Raw genomic sequence first — 19,152 nt, forward strand, 5'->3', positions numbered from 1 at the left:
TTCGCCCATGACCAGCGCTGATGTGGGCCTACGAGAGCTCAAGAAGCAGGAGACGCGGCAGCTGATCTCCGACAAGGCGACGCTTCTCTTCATCGAGAAGGGCTTCGAGGACACGACGATCGCGGAGATCGCCGCGGCGGCGAGGGTCGCGAAGAAGACCGTCACCAACTACTTCGCACGCAAGGAAGACCTGGCGCTGGACCAGCACGAGGAGTTCACGAACGGGCTGGCGAACGCCGTTCGCGACCGGGAACCGGGCGAGTCGGCGCTGGCCGCGCTCCGGCGCACCTTCCTGGACGCGGTGGCCGAGCACTCCCCTGTGATCGGCTTCACCGGGACGGCCTTCGCGAAAATGGTGCTGGAGAGCCCGACGCTGACCGCGCGGCTGCGTGAACTGCACGAACTGCGGGAAGAAGCGCTCGCCGTGCTGCTCGCGACCGAGACCGGAGCCGACGCGGACGACGTCACCCCGGTCATGGCGGCCGCCGAGCTCAACGCGATCGACCGTGTCCTGTTCCGCGAGGTCCTGCGGCGTTCACACGCCGGCGAGAGCGACGACGAGATCGCCGAAGCTCTGACCAAGGCCACACAGTGCGCTTTCGAACTGCTGGAACCGGCCTTCGGCGACTACGCGATCCGTGAGTAGGTCAGCACTGAAACAGCCTAGTGTTTTTGTCGGCGGTGCCCGCTAGGGTCCGCTGCATGTCTGAGGGGACTTCGTTCGGAGTCATCTGTTGTGAGGGCTGGGATCCGGCCGCCCGTGCGCTGGTCGGCAGGCTCACGTCCGATACCGCCCGGGAACGCGACGCCACCGGTGAGCAGTACGCCGTCGCGCTGGTCCGTCCCGGCACCGAGTCGCCGGCGGTGCTGCTCGAAATCGCGTGGCAGCACCACTTCGCCCGCTGCTGGCACGTCGACGAGCAGGGCAGGCGGAGCGCTTCGTTCGAGTACCGCCTGCTCGAAGACGGCGCCTTGTTCCTCGTGCGCGTCGAACAGTGGACCTACAAAACCGCCGACCAGGAGGAATTCGACAAACAGACCGCCGGCCGCGTGGAGATGTCCTTCGGCCCCGAAGGCGAAGGCTGGATGTATCAGGCGCCCGACGGCTACGCGGGCGGCTCCAGCAGCGGGCGCGCGCAAAAGCCGTTGTCCGAGCTGACCTCACCGAAGCCCGCCTTCGGTGACTGGGAATCTCTCGCGAATTCGGGACCGCTGTCCCTCCAGGTGCCGGAGGCTCCCGAAACCGACCCACCGCTTCCCGTCGACGAGCGTCCCTGGCGCCCGTCGGTTCCGTTGCGGCCCAAGGACATGGTGGAGATGTTCACCGCGGGCACACGTTTCGCGTTGAGCAACGACCGCGGTCTCGTGGAAGTCGAGCTTCAGGACGCCGGGAAACTCCGCATGCCCAGCGGCAGGCTCGTCGCCTCGGATCCGGCCTTCCTGGATGCCGGTTCCGGCCACTTCACGGTCACCGCCCCGCCCGGCGAACACCGGGTCGAACTCGCCGTGATCCGCTTCGTCGACGAGCCCGCGCACGAGCGGGTCGCCGCCGCCAAACTCGTCGTCGCCGACGTTCCGGTGGCCGGCTGGGAAGTCGCGGTCTGGCCGGAGCAGAACGCCCTCTTCCTGGGAGACGGGGAGTTCTACGGCTACGGCGTGGACAGCGGGACAGGCTGTTTCGCCGACGCCGACGCTCTCCCCGACGAGGTGGACGACGACCTCATGGAGAGGTTCGCCGAGGTGGATCCCCACGTCGACATCACCCCGGACGGAGCCGACTGCAACATCATCGCGTTCGCCACCGGCTGGGGAGACGGGAGCTACCCGACCTGGATCGGCCGGGCGGCCGACGGCGCTCTGGTCTGCTTCGTCACCGACATGCTGGTGCTCAACGGCGCACAGGTGGTCACGGCCTAGCCGAGGATGATGGCGTCATGGCCTTCACAGAAGACGAAATCGCGTACCTTCGTTCCCAACCCCTGGCCCGCTTCGCGACCCTGTCCGAGGACGGCGAGCAGCCCGATGTCGTCCCGCTGGCGTTCGAGTTCGACGGGACGGATTTCTGGATCGGTGGCGCGGGAGCGTCGGTTCTCATGACCCGGAAGTTCCGCAACATCCAAGCGGGACAACGGAAAGTCGCCTTGGTCATCGACGACCTGGTCGCACTGGACCCGTTCGTCGCGCGTGGTGTCCGGATCTACGGCGAGGCCGCCGATCCCGTCGAACGCACGGGGATCGTCGGTCCGGGGATCTACGCGCGCGTCACGCCCACTGTGTCGTGGAGCTGGAACATGGCGGGCGAACCCGCGGGGGAGACGTGGTACCCGTCGAGGCGCGCGGTTCACGGTGACACGTAGAGGAGCATGTCCCGCGCGACCCCGCCGATCTCCTGATGAGCGGGCAACAGGCGTTCGCGCCGGTAGCCCGCTTTCTCGGCCGCGCGCAAGGAGCTGCGGTTCCACGGCTCGATGCACAGCTCGATCCGCTCGACACCGGGGACTGTCCAGGCGAAGCCGGTGATCGCCTTGAGCGCGTCGGTCGCGACCCCGCGTCGTCGATGCGCGGGCGAGACGGAATAGCCCAGGATCCCGATGCCTTCGGACAGCTTCCGCAGCCAGAGGCCGATCGTGCCGACCGCGGTCCCGTCGACGGTGATCACGAAGGGAAATCCCCGCCCTTCGGCGTGACGGGTCTGCTGCCGCCGCACCCAGTCTTCGGCCTCCTGGCGGGTCGGATGCGCGGGAAGGCTGCCGATGAGCGGGACATAGGGATCCTCGCCGAGTTCGAGGGCGAGCGAGACGTCGGTTTCGGCGAACTCGCGCAGGACGACGGATCCGTGGGCCGGCGGGGTGGCAGGCCAAGGCGGCGGCTCGGTCATCGGTCCATTCTTGTCGGTGGGCGGCGGTACGGTCGGGCGTATGCGGGACCTGATCGTCACGGAGAACTGCACGATCGACGGCGTGATCGAACTGGCGGGAGACTGGTTCGTCCCGGGCGACACCGACCAGTCTGACGTCCTGGCCGCGCTGCGCGAACAACGTGAGAACGCCGACGCGTTCCTGACCGGACGCGTCACTTTCGAGGACATGCGCGGCTACTGGCCGAAGCAAACCGAAGACACGACAGGGATTTCGGCTTACCTGAACTCGGTGAGCAAGTACGTGGTCTCCAGCACGCTGACGGAGCCGGAGTGGGAGCACACGACGGTGCTCTCCGGTGAGCTGCGTTCGGAGGTCGAGGGGCTGAAGGCCGCCGAGGGCAAGGACATCGTGACCACCGGCAGCATCTCGCTGGTGCACGCGCTCATCGCCGAGGGGCTCGTCGACGAGTACCGGCTGTTCGTCTACCCGGTCGTGGTCGGCGAAGGTCGTCGACTGTTCGAAGGCGCCACCGGCGTTCCGAAGCTCCGGCTGGTCGAGGAGCGGGCGTTCGCTTCGGGGATCGTGCTGCTGCGCTACCGGGCTCGGTAGGGTCGTCTTACTCCGCGTAGCGGCGGGGCACGACGGAGGTGACGATCATGGTCGACGCGTCGAAGTTCACGGCCGAGGTGTTCCGCGTCGCGGCGGAACGGCCCGGCGCTTCGCCGCGGCTGACCCGGGCGGCGGGCTGCGTCCGGGACGGCAAGTTCAGCTGGGAGGACGTCGCGACCGGGACTTGCGAGCATCCGCTCGCGCAGGCGCTGTTCGCGCCGAAGGCCCAGGAGAAGCTGTGGCCACAGCTGGCCGAGATCGCCGCCGAACTCGAATCCGTTCCCGAAGCCGCCCCCGCACCGGCGGCCCCGCCCCGGCGCGCGAGGAAAGCGCCCGCGGCCGACGACGACTTCAGCGAGCACACCTATCTCGAAGACCTGGCCGAACCGAACAGCCACCCGGCGTGGCCGCAGCGGCGGGATCGCGGCCGGTAGGGGCACGAACAAGAGCGGCCCCGTGACCTGGTCACGGGGCCGCTCTGTGTGGCGAGTGAGGGATTCGAACCCCCGAAGGCGTAGCCGTCTGATTTACAGTCAGATCCCTTTGGCCGCTCGGGCAACTCGCCGTGGCCGGGCAAGCCCGGTCGAGACGAAAGAATACCCAATGCCGTGGCGGGCCGGTCAACCGGGTTCCACAGGGCTAGGGTGGAAGCTCCTGACAAGCGAGTACGAGGTGTGAGAACACGTGGCGGATCCCTCTTTCGACGTGGTGAGCAAGGTCGATCGCCAGGAGGTGGACAACGCCCTGAACCAGGCCAGCAAGGAACTCGGTACGCGGTTCGACTTCCGGGGTACCGGGACCAAGATCGACTGGTCCGGTGAAGAGGCGATCGCGATCGAGTCCGAGACCGAAGAGCGCGCGCTGGCGGCGGTCGAGGTGTTCAAGGAGAAGCTGATCAAGCGCGGCATCTCCCTGAAGGCGTTCGAGGCGGACGAGCCGGCGCTGTCCGGCAAGATCTACAAGGTGGGCGGCAAGATCCTGCAGGGGATCGCGTCGGACAAGGCGAAGCAGATCGCCAAATTCATCCGCGACGAGGGCCCCAAGGGGGTCCAGGCGCAGATCCAGGGCGACCAGCTGCGGGTGTCCGGCAAGAAGAAGGACCAGCTGCAGGACGTGATCGCCTTGCTGAAAGGCAAGGACTTCGAGATCGCGCTGCAGTTCACGAACTACCGCTGATCCCGGCGGGGAAGGCCACCTTCGGAAGTCTCGAAGGTGGCCTTCGTCATACCCGAGACAGCTAAGACCCGGTGACCGTCCAGGTCCCGTCGCCTTCCACCGACAGGTAGGCCGGGCCGGACACGGGCACGTCGCCCTTGTAGTCGCCGAGCTGGTTCACGGGGAGATCCGAGTAGTCGCCGCTGTGCACCCACACCGCGGTGCGGCCGCTGTTCTTGGTCGTGACGGCGACCGACGAGACGGCGTCGGGGACCGCGAAGACCGCTTCGCTCTTGCCCGAGAGGGGTTTGCCCGGTTCGAGTACGGGCAGGCCGCTTTCGTCGGTGATGGTCAGCGTCCAGGCGGCGTTGGCCTTGATGGTGAACGTCTTCGCCCGGTAGCCGGGCATGTCGTTGATCCACTGCGTGCCCTTGTACGGGCCGATGTCGTTGACGATCAGCTCGTTCTCGGTGTTGACCGCGACGTGCCCGGAGCACTTCGGACAGTCGAAGGTCACGAAGCCGAGGCGCATCGGCCAGGTCATCGGGACCGACGCGTTCCCCTTGCCCGAGTACTTCTCCGCCGGCTGCGGGCCGGGGCGCGGGGTGGTCGTGGACGTCGGCGGCGTGGGGGTCGCTGAGGGTGAGCGCAGCCCTTCCGGGGCGGCGGCCCGCGGGACGACGCGGCCCAGGTTCGACGGCGAGCAGGCCATCAGGCCGAAGGTCAGCAGCACGGCGGCCGACGCCGCGCACAAGCGCCTGATCACGGACTTCCCCCTAGTTGATCGGTCATGGGATCTTCGCCGACCGATAGCCCAGCGTTACCGGACCACCCGGCCGAGCGATTCAGGCCACCCGGGCGTGGGTTTCTGCCGCAACGCCCTCGCGGGAGTCCGAAAAGGACAAATGTCCGTGTTGTAATCCGGCGATCGCGTTCAAGGAAGGTCTCGATGAAGCGCCGTTTCAGCTCCGCACTCGCTCTCGCACTGTCACTCACAGTGATCGCTTCCCTGTTCACGTCCGCGCAGGCCGCGGACCGGCAACAGCTCGTGCCCGGCTACGGTTCGTATCCCCGGCTCATCCGCCTGGAGCATTCGCCGATCGGCCGTGGCCGCATCCTCGCGTCGCTGACCAGCGAAGACGCGAGTGGCAAGTTCACCCCGATCATGGAGAGCACCGACGAGGGCGCGACCTTCCACAAGGTCGGCGAGATCCGCGACCGTGACGGCCGCTACGGCATGTGCTGCGGGACGCTGTACGAGTTGCCGCAGCGTGTCGGCAGGCTTCGCGCGGGCACTCTGCTGTGGGCGGCGAGTTACCGGCAGGACTCCGGTCCGCAGCGGCGGATCGGCATCAAGATCTGGTACAGCCGCGACGCCGGCCGCAGCTGGTCCTTCCTGTCCGAGGCCGCCCGTTCGCACAACCACGACGGCATCTGGGAGCCGGAGTTCGTCGTCGACGCGGGCGGCACGCTGTGGGTGCACTACGCCGACGAGACCGAGGCACCGCAGTTCGCGCAGGTGATGAACCGCGTCGCGTCCACCGACGGGGTGAACTGGGGCACCAAGCAGCGCACCATGGCCATCCCGCCCCATCGGGTGCGGCCGGGGATGCCGATCATCCGCCGCCTCCCCGACGGCCGGTACTACCTGGCCTACGAGATCTGCAACTACGGCGACCGCTACTGCGACCCGTACTTCAAGATCTCCTCCGACGGCGCCAACTGGGGCGATCCGCTCGATCCCGGCACCCGCGTCATGACCGCCAACGGCAACTACTTCCAGCACGCCCAGACGATCACGCTGTTCCCCGGCGGCCCGAACGGGGTGCGGCTGGTGATGGTCGGGCAGATCTACACCAACGCCGCCGGTGCCCCGCAGGACAGGAACGGCCAGGTCCTGCTCGCCAACGACAACTTCGGCGCCGGGAACTGGTACGAACTGCCCGCGCCGGTGCACATCACCGGCATCTACAACAACTTCTGCCCCAACTACAGCTCGACGCTGCTGCCGGTCGACGGCGGCAAGAACGTGTTGCAGATCTCCACCGAGTACAACCTGGGCTGCAAGGCCTATTTCGCGAAGGGCCCCGCGTTCTGACCCACCCGGTAGTGTGAGCCGTCGAGAGAACGGCTACGGAGTGGGGGCGCGCATGAAGGGCATCGTGCTGGCCGGGGGAAGTGGGACGCGTCTGCATCCCATCACCCAGGCGATCTCGAAACAGCTGCTGCCGGTCTACGACAAACCGATGATCTACTACCCGATCTCGGTGCTGATGTTCGCCGGGATCCGCGAGATCCTGATCATCTCGACCCCCGTCGACCTGCCGCATTTCCGGCGGTTGCTCGGTGACGGCAGCCAGTTCGGGCTCAGCTTCAGCTACGCCGAACAGGCCGCCCCCAACGGGCTGGCCGAGGCGTTCGTCATCGGCTCGGACTTCGTCGGCGACGACGACGTCGCGCTCGTGCTCGGCGACAACATCTTCTACGGCCAGGGGTTCTCCAGCAGGCTCCAGGCCGCCGCGACAGCGCTCGACGGCTGTGTCCTGTTCGGCTACCCGGTGAAAGATCCGCAGCGCTACGGCGTCGGCGAGATCGACGCCGACGGCAAACTCCTCTCCATCGAGGAGAAACCCGAGAAGCCGAAGTCGAACAAGGCCATCACGGGCCTGTACTTCTACGACAACCAGGTCGTCGAGATCGCCCGTGACCTCAAGCCCTCGCCGCGCGGGGAGCTGGAGATCACGGACGTCAACCTCACCTACCTGCGGCAGGACCGCGCGACCCTGATCGACCTCGGCCGCGGGTTCGCCTGGCTCGACACCGGCACGCACGACTCGCTGCTGGAGGCGGGCCAGTTCGTGCAGGTCCTCGAGCACCGGACGGGTGTCCGGATCGCCTGTCTCGAGGAGGTCGCGCTGCGCATGGGCTTCATCGACGCGGACCAGTGCTTCGCGCTGGGCGCGAAGCTGGCGAAGTCCGGCTACGGCGAATATCTGATGAACGTCGCACGCACGCAGGGCGCTAGCGGCTGAACAGGTGCTCCCGCAGGGTGTCGCCGGTGTAATCGGTCCGGAAGACGCCCCGTTCCTGGAGATGCGGGACGACGTCGTCGACGAAGGCGTCCAGACCGCCCGGGGTCAGGTGCGGCACCAGCACGAAGCCGTCGGCGGCGTCGCTCTGGACGTACTCGTCGATCGACTCCGCGACCTGCCGGGCGGTCCCGACGAACTGCTGGCGCGCGGTCACCTCGATGACCAGTTCGCGGATCGAGAGTTTCTTCTCCTCCGCGAGCGCCCGCCATTTCGCGGCCACGGCCAGGGGATCCTTCTCGTGCCGGACGCGGCCCCAGGTCAGCGGTTCGGCGTCGGGGTCCGGGTCGACCTCGGGCAGCGGGCCGTCGGCGTCGTAGGCGGAGAGGTCGCGGCTCCACACCTGTTCGAGGAACTGGATCGCGGTGGCCGGGCGCACCTGCTGGTAGCGGATCTCCCGCGCGTACTCGTGCGCGTCCTCCTCGGTGTCGCCGAGGACGAAGGTCGCGGCGGGCATGATCAGCAGTTCGCCGGGCTCGCGACCGTAGGCGGGAAGGCGTCGTTTGACGTCGGCGAAGAACTCCTTGCCGCTTTCCAGTGAACCGTGGCGGCTGAAGATGACGTCGGCGGTCTTGGCGGCGAATTCCCTGCCCTCGTCGGAATCCCCGGCCTGGATGACGATCGGCTGTCCCTGCGGTGTCCTCGGAACGGTGAACTCGCCGCGGATGTCGAACTGCGGTCCACTGTGGACGAAGCGGCCGATGCCGCGCGCGAAGACGCCGTTCTCCTTGTCCCCCACCAGCGCGTCGGGTGCCCAGCTGTCCCAGAGTTCCCGCACGGTGGCGAGGAATTCCTCGGCGCGGCGGTAGCGGTCCTCGCGTTTCAGGAAGCCGCCTCGCCGGAAGTTCTGCCCCGTCCACGCGTCCGGCGAGGTGACGACGTTCCACGCGGCGCGGCCGCCGGAGAGGTGGTCGATGCTCGCGACCTGCCGCGCGACCTCGTACGGCTCGTTGAAGGTCGACGACAGCGTGCCCGCGAGGCCGAGGCGGGTGGTGACCGCGGAGAGCGCGGCCAGCACGGTGGTCGTGTTCGGCCTGCCGACGACGTCGGAGTCGAGGATCTCGCCCGCGTGTTCGCGCAGGCGGAGGCCTTCGGCGAGGAACAGGAAATCGAACTTGCCCCGCTCGGCGGTGCGCGCGAGGTGCTCGAAGGACGAAAAGTCGATTTGGCTACCCGAACGCGGGTCGCTCCACACGGTCGTGTTGTTGACGCCGGGGAAGTGCGCGGCAAGTTTGACCTGCTTGGGCATCTGTCACGCCTCCGCGTACTGGTTGGCGGCGACCCCGAGGCCGAGGTGGTCGCGCAGGGTGGAGCCGGTGTAGGTCTGCCGGAACGCGTCCGCGGCCTGGAGCGCGGGGACGGTCTCGGCGGTGAAGAGCGCCAGGTCGTCGGGCAGGACGGCGGGCCGGATGTGGAAGCCGTCGAGGCCGGCCGACGCCGCGATGCCGGGCAGTTCGGAGGCGAGGTCGGCGGGCGTGCCGGTGAAACTCAGGCCCGGCGGGAAGGGCGCGTAAGCCTCCAGCGCTCGGCGGCGGTCGATGGCCGCCTGCTCGGTTTCGGCGAGCACGATCGAGAGGCCGGCCAGGAGTTTGGCGTCCGGGAAGCGCTCGCGGGCGTCGCGGATCTCGTCGATCAGGACGACGTCGGCACCGTGTGCGTAGGGCGAGTCGCCGTACACCGCGACGACGGGGTGGCCCTGCGGCGGGCGCGGCGTGATCGAAGGTCCCTTGATGTCGAAGAAGCGGCCTTCGAAGTCGACGTAGTGGAGCTTGTCGCGGTCGATGAAGCGGCCGGTCGGCTCGTCGCGGATGATCGCGCCGTCCTCCCAGCTGTCCCAAAGGCGCGCGACGACGTCGACGACCTCGGCATTCTCGGCTTCGGCGTCCACCTCGGACGGCAGCGTGCGCCTGCCGAAGTGCGCGACCTCGGCTTCGGTGCGCGAAGGGACCGCGAGGACGCCTGCGCGGCCGCGGCTCGCGAAGTCGAGCGACGCGACGGCCGTCGAGATGTGGAACGGCTCGGTGTGGGTGGTGGTGACCGTCGGGACGAGGCCGATTCCGCTGGTCGCGGGGGCTATCGCGGCGAAGGTCAGCAGGGCGTCGAGCCGCCCTCGGACGACCTCCTCACCGCCGGGCTGGAGCGCGAGGGTGTCGTCGAGGGTGACGAAGTCGAGCGAAGCCGCTTCGGCGAGCTTCGCGTGGGACAGGTAGTGGGCGGCGGTGAACAAGGCGGCCGGGCGGACGTCGGACACCCGCCAGGCGGCCGGATGCTGCCCGGCCCCGTCGAGCGCGACCCCGAGGTGCAACTGCTGTGCGGAAGCCATGCCCGGGGAACCCCCAGGCCCACCCCTCGATTCCCCCTCCCACTACCTGGGACGTTCGCGTTTAGCCCGCTAAACGCGATCCGGCCGCCGACCTACGTTTAGCCCCCTAATCGCGATCCCGGGGGCCGGGCGGGCGACCTGCGTTTCGCGGGCTAATCGCGATCCGGACACGGAGCGCAGTTAGCGGGCTAAACGCGATCCCGGGGAGGGAGGGGCGGGACTTGCGTTTCGCGGGCTAATCGCGATCCCGGCGGCCCACCTGCGTTTCGCGGGCTAAACGCGATCCGGGGTGCCGACCTGCGTTTAGCCCCCTAAACGCGATCCGGGGGGATGGGGGGCGGGCGGGGTCAGAAGGGGTGGCGCGCCATTTCTTCCAGGCGCCGGATGCGTTCGGCCATGGGCGGGTGGGTCGAGAAGAGCTTCGAGAGGCCTTCGCCCGGACGGAACGGGTTCGCGATCATCAGGTGCGACTGCGAGACGAGCTTCGGCTCCGGCACGAGCGGGGCCGCCCGCGTGCCTTGGTCGAGTTTCCGCAGCGCCGACGCCAGGCCGAGCGGGTCGCCGGTGAGTTCCGCGCCCGACGCGTCGGCTTGGAACTCCCGCGACCGGCTCACCCCGAGCTTCACGACGGCGGCTGCGATCGGACCGACGAGCACCAGGAGCAGCGCCACCAGCGGGCTGTCGCCGTCCTCGCGGTCGTTGCCGCCGAAGACGCTCGCGAACATCGCGATGTTGGCGATCACGCTGATCACGCTCGCCAGCGCGCCCGCGACGCACGAGATGAGGATGTCGCGGTTGTAGACATGGGACAGTTCGTGCCCGAGCACCGCCCGCAGCTCGCGTTCGTCGAGCAGGTCGAGGATGCCGGTGGTGCAGCACACCGCCGCGTGCCGGGGGCTCCGGCCGGTGGCGAAGGCGTTCGGGGCCTGCGTGGGGCTGAGGTAGAGCCTCGGCATCGGCTGGCGCGCCGTGGTCGCCAGCTCGCGCACGATCCGGTACATCGCCGGCTGCTCGGCCTCGGAAACCGGTCGGGCCCGCATGGCCCGCAGCGCCAGCTTGTCGGAGTTGAAATAGGCGTACGCGTTGACCCCGAGCGCCACCACCAGGCCGATGACCAGCGCGCCCCGCCCGAAGAACCCGCTGATCCCGACGATGAGCGCGGACAGCACGCCGAGCAGGACGACGGTCTTCAGCCCGTTCTGGTGTTTGTGCACGGCGTCCTGCTCCTTTCCTTCTCCAGGGAGGGGTTACTCATCGGAAACAACGCGATCGGGGGACGCGAAGTTCCTTCGCGTGCCCGGTTCGCGGGTTATCGTCGAACCCCGGAACGATCATGGGGAGGCGCCTGTGCGAGGACCCGAACTGAGCCGCCGAGCCCTGTTCACGCTGGCCGCGGCCGGTGCTTCCGCGGTCGCCTTCGCGCCGGCGGCCAGAGCCGAAAAAGTGCTCGTCATCGAGGTCGGGGGCGCCCCGGAGGCGGTCGCGGTGAATTCCGTCACCGGCTTCGCCTACGTCTCCGATCCGGCCACTGGCACGGTCGTCGTCCTCGACTCGCGGAGCGGCACCGTCGGTGACGTGATCCCGGTCGGCGGCGAGCCCGCCGGGCTGGCCGTGGACACCGTGACCAACCGCGTCTACGTCACCAACCCGCCCGGCGGGACCGTCCTCGTCATCGACGGCCTGGTCAACGAGGTCGTCAGTGTGGTGCCCGCCGGTCCCGGCGCGTCCGATGTCGACGTCGACGAGCAGGCGAACCGCGCCTACGCGGTCAGCGATCTCACCGGGACGCTCGCCGTCATCGACGGCGTCGGCTGCCGCATGCTGGACCTGGTCCCCGGCCCCACGCGGTCGCTGGCGGCGACGGCGGTCGACAGCGGGCGCAAGCTGGCGTACTGCACCAGCCCGGACACGGACTCGCTGGAGGTCTACGACATCGGCGCCCGCAAGTTCACCGGCGGGATCCCGGTCGGACAGTCCCCGACCGGGGTCGCCGTGCACCGGCCGTCCGGGACGGTGTTCGTCGCGAATTCGGCGATCCATCATCTGTCCGTCGTCGACGGCGGAGCGCGCAAGGAGAAAGCGACCGTGCTGCTGCGCTCGGAATCGTCGGCGGTCGCGGTCCACGAAGGATCGAACACCGTCTACGCCAACGGGGGCCCGAACGGGGTCGCCAGGATCGACGGCGTCACGAGCCTGCTCACCGGCGACCTGTCACTCGGCGTGAACCCCGGCGCGGTCGCGATCGACCAGCGCACCAGAACGGTGTACGTGACGGATCCCTTGCGCGGCAGGGTTTCCTTGATCAGGGATTTCTGAGTGACCGGCACTCGCCCGCCTCGCCGTCCGCGGGCATGATGGCGGGGTGAGCGAGTACGTACTGCGCGGCGGACTGCAACCGGACGTCTCGGCCGTGGCCGCCCTGCTGGCACACCACGGCGTCGAAGGGCCGGACGGGAAGACGCCGAGCGAAGCGCTGGTGTTCGCCGTGTCCGGCGGCATCGGGGCGGGCTACATCCTGTGGGACTTCGCGCACGAGACGACGTCGAAGATCGTGTTCGGTTTCCGGGCGCGCTGGCAGTATCCGCAGGAGTGGCTGAAGTCCACAGTGGACCGTCTCGGGCTCGGCGCCGACCTCCACACCACCGGCGGCAAACGCGCCGCCGCGAAACGGCTCACCGCCGAACTCGAAGCGGGACGGCCGGTGATCGTCCTGCCCGACCGCGAGTCCCTCGGCTATTGGCACCTGCCGCCGGAGATGTCCGGCGGTGGCGGCCATTTCGTCGTCGCGTACGGCGAAGAGGACGGCCGGGTGCTCGTGGACGACCGGAACCTCGCGCCGCTGACGGTCGACCGGAAGACGTTCGACGCCGCGCGCGGCCGGGTCGGCTCGTACAAGAACCTGCTCGCGACGATCACGCCCGGCGAGGTCCCCGACTGGCAGGCGGCCGTGCGCGCCGGGCTGACGGACTGCGCGCGGAACCTCTCGGAACCGTCGAAGTCGTTCTCGCTGCCCGCCTGGGGGCGCTGGGCGAAGGCGATGACCGACGAACGCGACCCGAAGGGCTGGCCGCGCGCGTTCGGTGAGCGGCGCGGGCTCGTCGGAGCGCTGTTCGACGTCTGGGAGAACGTCACCCCGGCCGGGATGGAGGGCGGGCACCTGCGCGGGCTGTTCGCCGACGCGCTCACCGAGGCCTCCGGTCTGCTCGACCTCCCCGATCTGGCCGGACAGGCCTCGACGTGGCGCGGGATCGCCGAGCGCTGGGCCGAACTGGCCGAGGCCGCCGTTCCGGCGTCGACGGCGGAGTTCGGTTGGGTCCGCGGTCTGGTCAGCGCGGTGTCGGCGGGAGTCCGCGAGGGTGACGCGGGGCAGGACGCGGCCGCGGAAGCCGGTGCGGAGATGTGGAAACTGCGCGCCCACTACAACGACGAAACACCGTTCACCGACGTCGAGGCCCGCGACCTGTTCGCCGCGATGGGCACGATGATCCGGGACATCCACACCGCCGAGACCGCCGCGATCCGTGAGCTTTCCGAAGCCCTGATGGAGTGAACCGGGCCGGTGTCCGTTGCGCCGCGCGGCCGGAACACCGCGCGATCGTTGAAGATCCACTTCGTGCACGCCCATCCGCTGGGGACGACCAGTGCGAGTCCCGCTTCCGAGATCCACCTCTACCGTCATCGCCTGCGTGTCGCCGACCTGGACTACCTGGGTCACGTCGGGAACGTGCGACTGCTGGACTACTTCCAGGAAGCCCAGGTCGCGATGCTCGACCCACGACGTGAATGGGTCTTCCGGACCAAGGGACCGACTTACCTGATCGCGAAGCACAACGTCAGCTACCTGCGCCGGCTGACGTTCCGCGACAACCCCGTCGAGGTGGAGACCGTGGTCGGGCGGATCGGGAGCTGCGACGTCGTGGTGAACAGCAGGCTGCGCGACGAGAAGGCCGTCTACGCGCGCTGCCGCACCATCTGGGTCGCGTGCACCCTGCCCGAATGCGGCACGCGGCGCCTCGACGAGCAGGAGCGCGAGCGGCTGGCACGATTCACCGGGGCGATCGACGAGATTTCCTGAACGAGTTTTTAACCGTTTATGCTCCATTTCCCGCACTACCGGAAAACCGCTGGGCCGTTCAGCGGCTGATCACCGGGCTTTTCGGCCGGTACCTTCGGAAGACCTCTCCCCTGCTGAGTTCCCGGAGGTATTTCATGATACGGCCGAAGTCTGTCCGCTTTCTCGCGCCCTTGGTCGGCGCGATGCTCCTGACGAGCGGGGTGGCCGTCGCCGCCCCCACTCCCGAAGATCCCCAGTTCATCCGCCTGGCCAGCAGAACCTTCGATCCGCTCACCCAGCGGACCGCCGCGAGCCAGGACTGGAAGGGCGCCTATCTGCTCCAGGTCCGGAGCGCGCTGACCGACGCGCAGCGAGGGCAATTGCGCGCACTCGGGGTGCGAATCGGAACCTACATTCCCGATTTCGCCTATGTGGTCCGGCTCAAGCCGGAGAATCGCGAATCGGTCGCGAAACTGAATTTCGTCCGCTGGCTCGGCGAATACCGGCCGGACGACAAGACGGAAATCTCACTGGCCGGGACGGGCAGCTATCTGGTGACGCTGGTCGAATCGGACACCCGGGACCAGCGCGCGGTGGCCGAGCGGATCCTGCGGCTCGGCGGCGGCGTCGAGGCGATCTCGCAGAGCGGCCAGCACATCGTCGCCACCCTCGGCTCCGGCCAGGTCGCGACCGTGGCGCAGGGCGCCGAGGTGCTCGCGGTCGGCGCGATCACCGCGCCCGGGACCGACATGGCCAACGCCAGGGAAAGTGGCGGCGCGAACTACATCGAGAGCGTCGGCGGCTACCGCGGCCAGGGCGTGCGCGGTGAGGTGATGGACGGCGGGCTACGCGCCACGCACCAGGAGTTCAAGGCCCGGCCGACCGTGCTGCACGGCTCGAACTCGACCGACACCAGCCACGGCACCTCGACGTACGGGCAGATCTTCGCCTCCGGGGTGAGCGCGCCGCAGCGCGGCCTGCTGCCCGAAGGCCAGGGCATCTTCGCCACCTACAACAAGCCGGATCGCTACGCGCACACGAAGGAACTGGTCGACGCGAACGGCAAGTACCGCGCGGTGTTCCAGAGCAACAGCTGGGGCGGCGGGCTGACGGCGTCGTACACCTCGGTCTCGGCCGAGCTCGACAAGATCGTCTTCGACCTCGACCTGCTGATCTGCCAGTCGCAGAGCAACGCGGGGACGCAGCAGTCGCGGCCGCAGGCCTGGTCGAAGAACGTGCTCTCGGTCGGCGGGCAGTACCACTACAACACGCTGAGCCGCACCGACGACAAGTGGAGCGGCGGCGCCAGCGTCGGTCCGGCCTCGGACGGCCGGATCAAACCGGAACTGTCGAACTACTACGACAAGATCGACACCACGTCGTCCGGCAGTGACACCTCGTACACGACGTCGTTCGGCGGTACGAGCGGCGCGACCCCGATCACCTGCGGAAACGCCGGTCTGCTGTTCCAGATGTGGGCCGACGGCGTGTTCGACGGCGGCCCCGGCAAGGGCCGCGACGTCTTCACGAGCCGCCCGCACGCCTCGACCGCGAAGGCGCTGCTGATCAACGGAGCCGACCAGTTCGCGTTCAGCGGCACCTCGCACGACATGACCCGCACGCACCAGGGCTGGGGTACCGCGAACGTGCGTTACCTGCACGAACAGGCCAAGGCGAACGGGTGGAAGCTGCCCGTGCTGGTCAACGAGACCGATCTGCTGGCCACCGGGCAGTCCAAGAAGTACACGGTCGCGGTGAACGGGTCGAAGCAGTTCAAGGCGACGCTGGCCTACACCGACCCGGCGGGCTCGCCGAGCGCGTCGGTCGCCAGGGTCAACGACCTGACCCTGAAGGTCACCGCTCCGAACGGGACCGTCTACTACGGCAACAACGGGCTGAAGGCCGGCAACTTCTCGACCGCGGGCGGGTCGCCGAACACCGTCGACACGGTGGAGAACGTCATCCTCGAAAAGCCCGCCGCCGGTACCTGGACGGTGGAGGTCGTGGCGACGCAGGTGAACGCCGACGGGCACCCGGAGACGTCGTCGACCGACGCGGACTACGCCCTGGTGGTTTCTTGACGATGTGAGCGGCGCCACTGGCCACTTCGCGTTTAGCCCGCTAAACGCGAAGTGGCCGGTTCCGTGAATGCGGGTCGCGGTTAGCGGGCTAAACGCGATCCGGAGGGGTCCGGAATCACCCTCGGTCACGGGGTTCCGGCATTGCCCGCGCCCGGATGGCGGACGCACCTGCGCCGATGGCCGAGACGCCAGGTTTCGGTTTCGAGACGGAAACGGGAGAGCCCGGAAAGGCATGTAACGAGGCGGCCCGAGGTGCCGACGTCTGGGATACGTGACGCGAGCCAAGGAGCCCCTCGATGACCACCTGCCGACTCTGCGGATCGGCCCATCTCGCCAGCGTCGTCGACCTCGGGGCGACGCCGCCGTGCGAACGTTTCCTGACCGCGGAACAGCTCGCGGAACCGGAGCCGACCTATCCTCTGCACCTGCTGGTCTGCACCGAATGCTGGCTCGCCCAGATCCCGCCGCTGATCACCCCGGAAGAGACTTTCACCGAATACGCGTACTTCTCGTCGTATTCCGCCTCTTGGGTCGAACACGCCAAAACCTTCGTCGACGGCGCCGTCGAACGACTGGGGCTCGATGAGTCCTCGTTCGTCGTCGAGGTCGCCAGCAACGACGGCTATCTGCTCAAACATGTTCTGGCGCAGCAGATCCGCTGTCTTGGCGTGGAACCTTCGGTGAACGTGGGCCAAGCCGCGCGTGACGCCGGGGTGCCGACGAAGACCGCCTTCCTCAGCCCCGAAAGCGGACGCGACGTCCGCGAGGAACACGGTCCCGCCGACCTCGTCGTGGCGAACAACGTTTACGCACACATTCCGGACATCATCGGCTTCACGCACGGGCTCCGCGCCCTCGTCGCCGATGACGGCTGGGTCAGCATCGAGGTCCAGCACCTGCTGACGCTGATCCAGGAGAACCAGTACGACACCATTTATCACGAGCACTTCCAGTACTACACGGTGGAATCCGCGCGCCGGGCCCTTTCGCGCGGCGGATTGTCCGTTGTGGACGTCGAACTCCTGCCCACCCACGGCGGTTCCATCCGGCTGTGGGCGCGCCCGGACGCCGTCGCGGGCGAGCCGAGCGAGCGGATGATGCAGGTCCTCGACGCCGAGAAGGCCGCCGGACTGCACGAAATGTCCGGCTACACCGAATTCTCCGAGCGGGTCACCAAGGTCCGGCTCGAGCTGAACAAGTTCCTCACCGACGCGGCGCTCGAAGGCAAGACCGTCGTCGGCTACGGCGCCCCCGGCAAGGGCAACACGCTGCTGAACCACTGCGGTATCCGCCCGGACGTGCTGCGGTACACCGTCGATCGCAACCCGTACAAGCACGGCCGGTTCACCCCCGGAACCCGGATCCCGATCCTCCCGCCGGAGCGCATCGAAGCGGACCGGCCCGATTACGTGCTCGTCCTTCCGTGGAACCTCCGGAAGGAACTGACCGCCCAGTTGTCCTTTGTGGACGAATGGGGCGGGAAACTGGTCTTCCCCATCCCGCACCTGGAAATCGTCGAGGTGAAGTCGTGAAGGTTGTCCTCTTCTGCGGCGGCTACGGCATGCGGATGCGCAACGGTGACGCGTCCGACGTGCCCAAGCCGATGGCCATGGTCGGCCCCAGACCCCTGATCTGGCACGTGATGCGGTACTACGCGCATTTCGGCCACACCGAGTTCATTCTCTGCCTCGGTTACGGCGCGCACCACATCAAGGAGTTCTTCCTCAATTACCAGGAGACCACCAGCAACGATTTCGTCCTGCGGAACGGCAAGGCGGAACTGCTGTCGACCGACATCGCGGACTGGTCGATCTCCTTCGTGCAGACCGGCCTCGAATCGGCCATCGGCGAGCGGCTGCGCCGGGTGCGCCCGTATCTCGAAGGCGACGAGATGTTCCTCGCCAACTACGCCGACGTCCTCACCGACGCCCCGCTGCCGGAGATGATCGAGCGGTTCAGGAACACCGACGCCGGCGCCTCGATGATGGTCGTGCCGCCGCAGTCGTCGTTCCACTGCGTCGAAATGAACGAGGACGGCCGGATCGGCGCGCTGACCCCGGTCAGCGAGATGCCGCTGTGGGAGAACGGCGGGTACTTCGTGCTGCGCCAGGAGGTCTTCGACCACATCCCCGAGGGCGGCGACCTGGTGGCCGACGGCTGCGGCGAACTCGCCAAGCAGGGCAAGCTGCTCGCGTACCCGTACCGCGGGTTCTGGAAGCCGACCGACACCGTGAAGGAACGCGTTCAGCTCGACGACGCGTACGCGCACGGAGACCGCCCCTGGGCGCGGTGGGAACGCGAACCGGCGCCGGCGGTCACGGCGTGATCGGACTCGGTACCGGCGGGATCGAGCGGATCGTCGCGCTCGGCGCGCATTGTGACGACATCGCCATCGGGGCGGGCGGCACACTGCTGACGATCTGCGCCGGCAACCCGGGCGTCCGGGTCGACGCGCTCGTCCTGTCCGGCGGCGGCACCGAGCGGGAGGCCGAGGAGCGCGCCGCGCTCGCGGCCTTCTGCCCCGGCGCCGACGTCGAGGTCACCGTGCTCAAACTGCCCGATGGCCGGTTCCCCTCGCATTGGGAAGAGGCCAAGAACGGGCTGGAGGACCTGCGCCGCCGCACGGACCCGGACCTCGTCCTCTCCCCGCGCACGGCCGACGCGCATCAGGACCACCGCGGCCTGGCGACGCTGGTGCCGACGGTGTTCCGCACCCATCTCCAGCTGGAGTACGAGATCGCCAAATGGGACGGCGACCTCGGCAAACCCACCGCGTACGTCCCGCTGACGGCGGAGCGGGCCGAGGACAAGGTCCGGTTGCTGCAGGAGCATTACGCCTCCCAGCGGCACCGGCCCTGGTACGACCGGGAAGCCTTTCTCGGCCTCGCCCGCATTCGCGGTATCGAATGCGGGCAGCGCTATGCCGAGGCCTTCGACCTCAAGAAACTGACGCTCGATCTCACTGCGAAAGGCTGAAAGT

Annotated in this window: 20 protein-coding genes and 1 tRNA gene; 15 read left to right on the forward strand and 6 right to left on the reverse strand. The window is 68.3% G+C overall.

The window, feature by feature from the left end; genetic code table 11:
* Positions 1-7: 7 nt before the first annotated feature.
* Genes B0293_RS19320 through B0293_RS19330 form a run of 3 tightly spaced genes read left to right on the forward strand, consistent with a single transcriptional unit; the run spans position 8 to position 2,357 of the window.
* Complete coding sequence (locus B0293_RS19320; protein ID WP_039915766.1) at positions 8-646, forward strand: TetR/AcrR family transcriptional regulator; 639 nt, start codon at positions 8-10, stop codon at positions 644-646.
* A 56-nt stretch (positions 647-702) separates the two neighbouring features.
* A complete protein-coding gene (locus B0293_RS19325; RefSeq protein WP_005152016.1) occupies positions 703-1,917 on the forward strand; it encodes a DUF4241 domain-containing protein in 1,215 nt (404 codons plus the stop codon).
* Positions 1,918-1,934: 17 nt separating this feature from the next.
* Positions 1,935-2,357, forward strand: a complete 423-nt coding sequence (locus tag B0293_RS19330; protein WP_005152014.1) for a PPOX class F420-dependent oxidoreductase — start codon at positions 1,935-1,937, stop codon at positions 2,355-2,357.
* Here B0293_RS19330 and B0293_RS19335 read toward each other — a convergent pair.
* On the reverse strand, positions 2,342-2,878 hold the full coding sequence (locus B0293_RS19335; RefSeq protein WP_005152010.1) for a GNAT family N-acetyltransferase: 537 nt from the start codon (positions 2,876-2,878) through the stop codon (positions 2,342-2,344). The genes B0293_RS19330 and B0293_RS19335 overlap by 16 nt on opposite strands.
* A 40-nt stretch (positions 2,879-2,918) precedes the next feature.
* Here B0293_RS19335 and B0293_RS19340 point away from each other — a divergent pair, with 40 nt between their 5' ends.
* Both B0293_RS19340 and B0293_RS19345 read left to right on the forward strand, forming a co-directional pair.
* The gene (locus tag B0293_RS19340; protein ID WP_005152006.1) at positions 2,919-3,470 is read left to right on the forward strand and encodes a dihydrofolate reductase family protein; all 552 of its coding nucleotides are present in this window, start codon (positions 2,919-2,921) and stop codon (positions 3,468-3,470) included.
* 47 nt (positions 3,471-3,517) lie between these two features.
* Positions 3,518-3,904 (forward strand): hypothetical protein, encoded by a 387-nt coding sequence (locus B0293_RS19345; RefSeq protein WP_005152004.1) that lies wholly within the window; start codon positions 3,518-3,520, stop codon positions 3,902-3,904.
* A 49-nt stretch (positions 3,905-3,953) separates the two neighbouring features.
* Here the strand turns inward: B0293_RS19345 and B0293_RS19350 are convergent.
* Positions 3,954-4,035 (reverse strand) — tRNA-Tyr (locus tag B0293_RS19350).
* 119 nt (positions 4,036-4,154) lie between these two features.
* Between B0293_RS19350 and B0293_RS19355 the strand changes: the two genes are divergently transcribed.
* Positions 4,155-4,646, forward strand: coding sequence for a YajQ family cyclic di-GMP-binding protein (locus B0293_RS19355; RefSeq protein ID WP_005152002.1), 492 nt, complete (start codon positions 4,155-4,157; stop codon positions 4,644-4,646).
* Between the two features lie 61 nt (positions 4,647-4,707).
* Here the strand turns inward: B0293_RS19355 and B0293_RS19360 are convergent, their stop codons facing one another.
* Positions 4,708-5,391, reverse strand: coding sequence for a hypothetical protein (locus tag B0293_RS19360; RefSeq protein ID WP_005152001.1), 684 nt, complete (start codon positions 5,389-5,391; stop codon positions 4,708-4,710).
* A 183-nt stretch (positions 5,392-5,574) separates the two neighbouring features.
* Here B0293_RS19360 and B0293_RS19365 point away from each other — a divergent pair, with 183 nt between their 5' ends.
* Entirely contained in the window at positions 5,575-6,723 is a 1,149-nt protein-coding gene (locus B0293_RS19365; protein ID WP_005151999.1) for a sialidase family protein, read from the forward strand.
* A gap of 52 nt (positions 6,724-6,775) precedes the next feature.
* Positions 6,776-7,657 carry a glucose-1-phosphate thymidylyltransferase RfbA gene (rfbA, locus tag B0293_RS19370; RefSeq protein ID WP_005151994.1) on the forward strand — a complete coding sequence of 294 codons (882 nt, stop codon included), beginning with the start codon at positions 6,776-6,778 and terminating at the stop codon, positions 7,655-7,657.
* Here the strand turns inward: rfbA and B0293_RS19375 are convergent.
* From B0293_RS19375 to htpX, 3 genes are all read right to left on the reverse strand, one after another.
* Positions 7,647-8,963 carry an NtaA/DmoA family FMN-dependent monooxygenase gene (locus B0293_RS19375; protein WP_005151993.1) on the reverse strand — a complete coding sequence of 439 codons (1,317 nt, stop codon included), beginning with the start codon at positions 8,961-8,963 and terminating at the stop codon, positions 7,647-7,649. The genes rfbA and B0293_RS19375 overlap by 11 nt on opposite strands.
* Positions 8,964-8,966: 3 nt before the next feature.
* On the reverse strand, positions 8,967-10,037 hold the full coding sequence (locus B0293_RS19380; protein WP_005151991.1) for an LLM class flavin-dependent oxidoreductase: 1,071 nt from the start codon (positions 10,035-10,037) through the stop codon (positions 8,967-8,969).
* A 347-nt stretch (positions 10,038-10,384) separates the two neighbouring features.
* Positions 10,385-11,251: a zinc metalloprotease HtpX gene (htpX, locus tag B0293_RS19385; protein ID WP_005151986.1), complete on the reverse strand. Its 867-nt coding sequence runs from the start codon at positions 11,249-11,251 to the stop codon at positions 10,385-10,387.
* A gap of 133 nt (positions 11,252-11,384) precedes the next feature.
* On the opposite strand from htpX, the gene B0293_RS19390 reads away from it, so the two are divergent.
* The 7 genes from B0293_RS19390 to B0293_RS19420 all read left to right on the forward strand — a co-directional run bounded on the left by B0293_RS19390 (position 11,385) and on the right by B0293_RS19420 (position 19,148).
* Entirely contained in the window at positions 11,385-12,353 is a 969-nt protein-coding gene (locus B0293_RS19390; protein ID WP_005151984.1) for a YncE family protein, read from the forward strand.
* Positions 12,354-12,399: 46 nt separating this feature from the next.
* Entirely contained in the window at positions 12,400-13,587 is a 1,188-nt protein-coding gene (locus B0293_RS19395; protein WP_005151982.1) for a BtrH N-terminal domain-containing protein, read from the forward strand.
* Between the two features lie 9 nt (positions 13,588-13,596).
* Positions 13,597-14,112, forward strand: a complete 516-nt coding sequence (locus B0293_RS19400) for an acyl-CoA thioesterase (RefSeq protein ID WP_005151980.1) — start codon at positions 13,597-13,599, stop codon at positions 14,110-14,112.
* Between the two features lie 182 nt (positions 14,113-14,294).
* Complete coding sequence (locus B0293_RS19405) at positions 14,295-16,172, forward strand: S8 family serine peptidase (protein WP_245191852.1); 1,878 nt, start codon at positions 14,295-14,297, stop codon at positions 16,170-16,172.
* 296 nt (positions 16,173-16,468) lie between these two features.
* Positions 16,469-17,704 carry a class I SAM-dependent methyltransferase gene (locus B0293_RS19410; protein ID WP_005151975.1) on the forward strand — a complete coding sequence of 412 codons (1,236 nt, stop codon included), beginning with the start codon at positions 16,469-16,471 and terminating at the stop codon, positions 17,702-17,704.
* A complete protein-coding gene (locus B0293_RS19415) occupies positions 17,701-18,498 on the forward strand; it encodes a sugar phosphate nucleotidyltransferase (protein ID WP_005151974.1) in 798 nt (265 codons plus the stop codon). Before B0293_RS19410 ends, B0293_RS19415 begins: the two co-directional genes overlap by 4 nt.
* Positions 18,495-19,148: a PIG-L deacetylase family protein gene (locus B0293_RS19420; protein WP_005151973.1), complete on the forward strand. Its 654-nt coding sequence runs from the start codon at positions 18,495-18,497 to the stop codon at positions 19,146-19,148. The genes B0293_RS19415 and B0293_RS19420 overlap by 4 nt, the downstream gene beginning before the upstream one ends.
* Positions 19,149-19,152 lie beyond the last annotated feature (4 nt).

The organism is Amycolatopsis azurea DSM 43854 (assembly GCF_001995215.1).
Lineage (GTDB): Bacteria > Actinomycetota > Actinomycetes > Mycobacteriales > Pseudonocardiaceae > Amycolatopsis > Amycolatopsis azurea.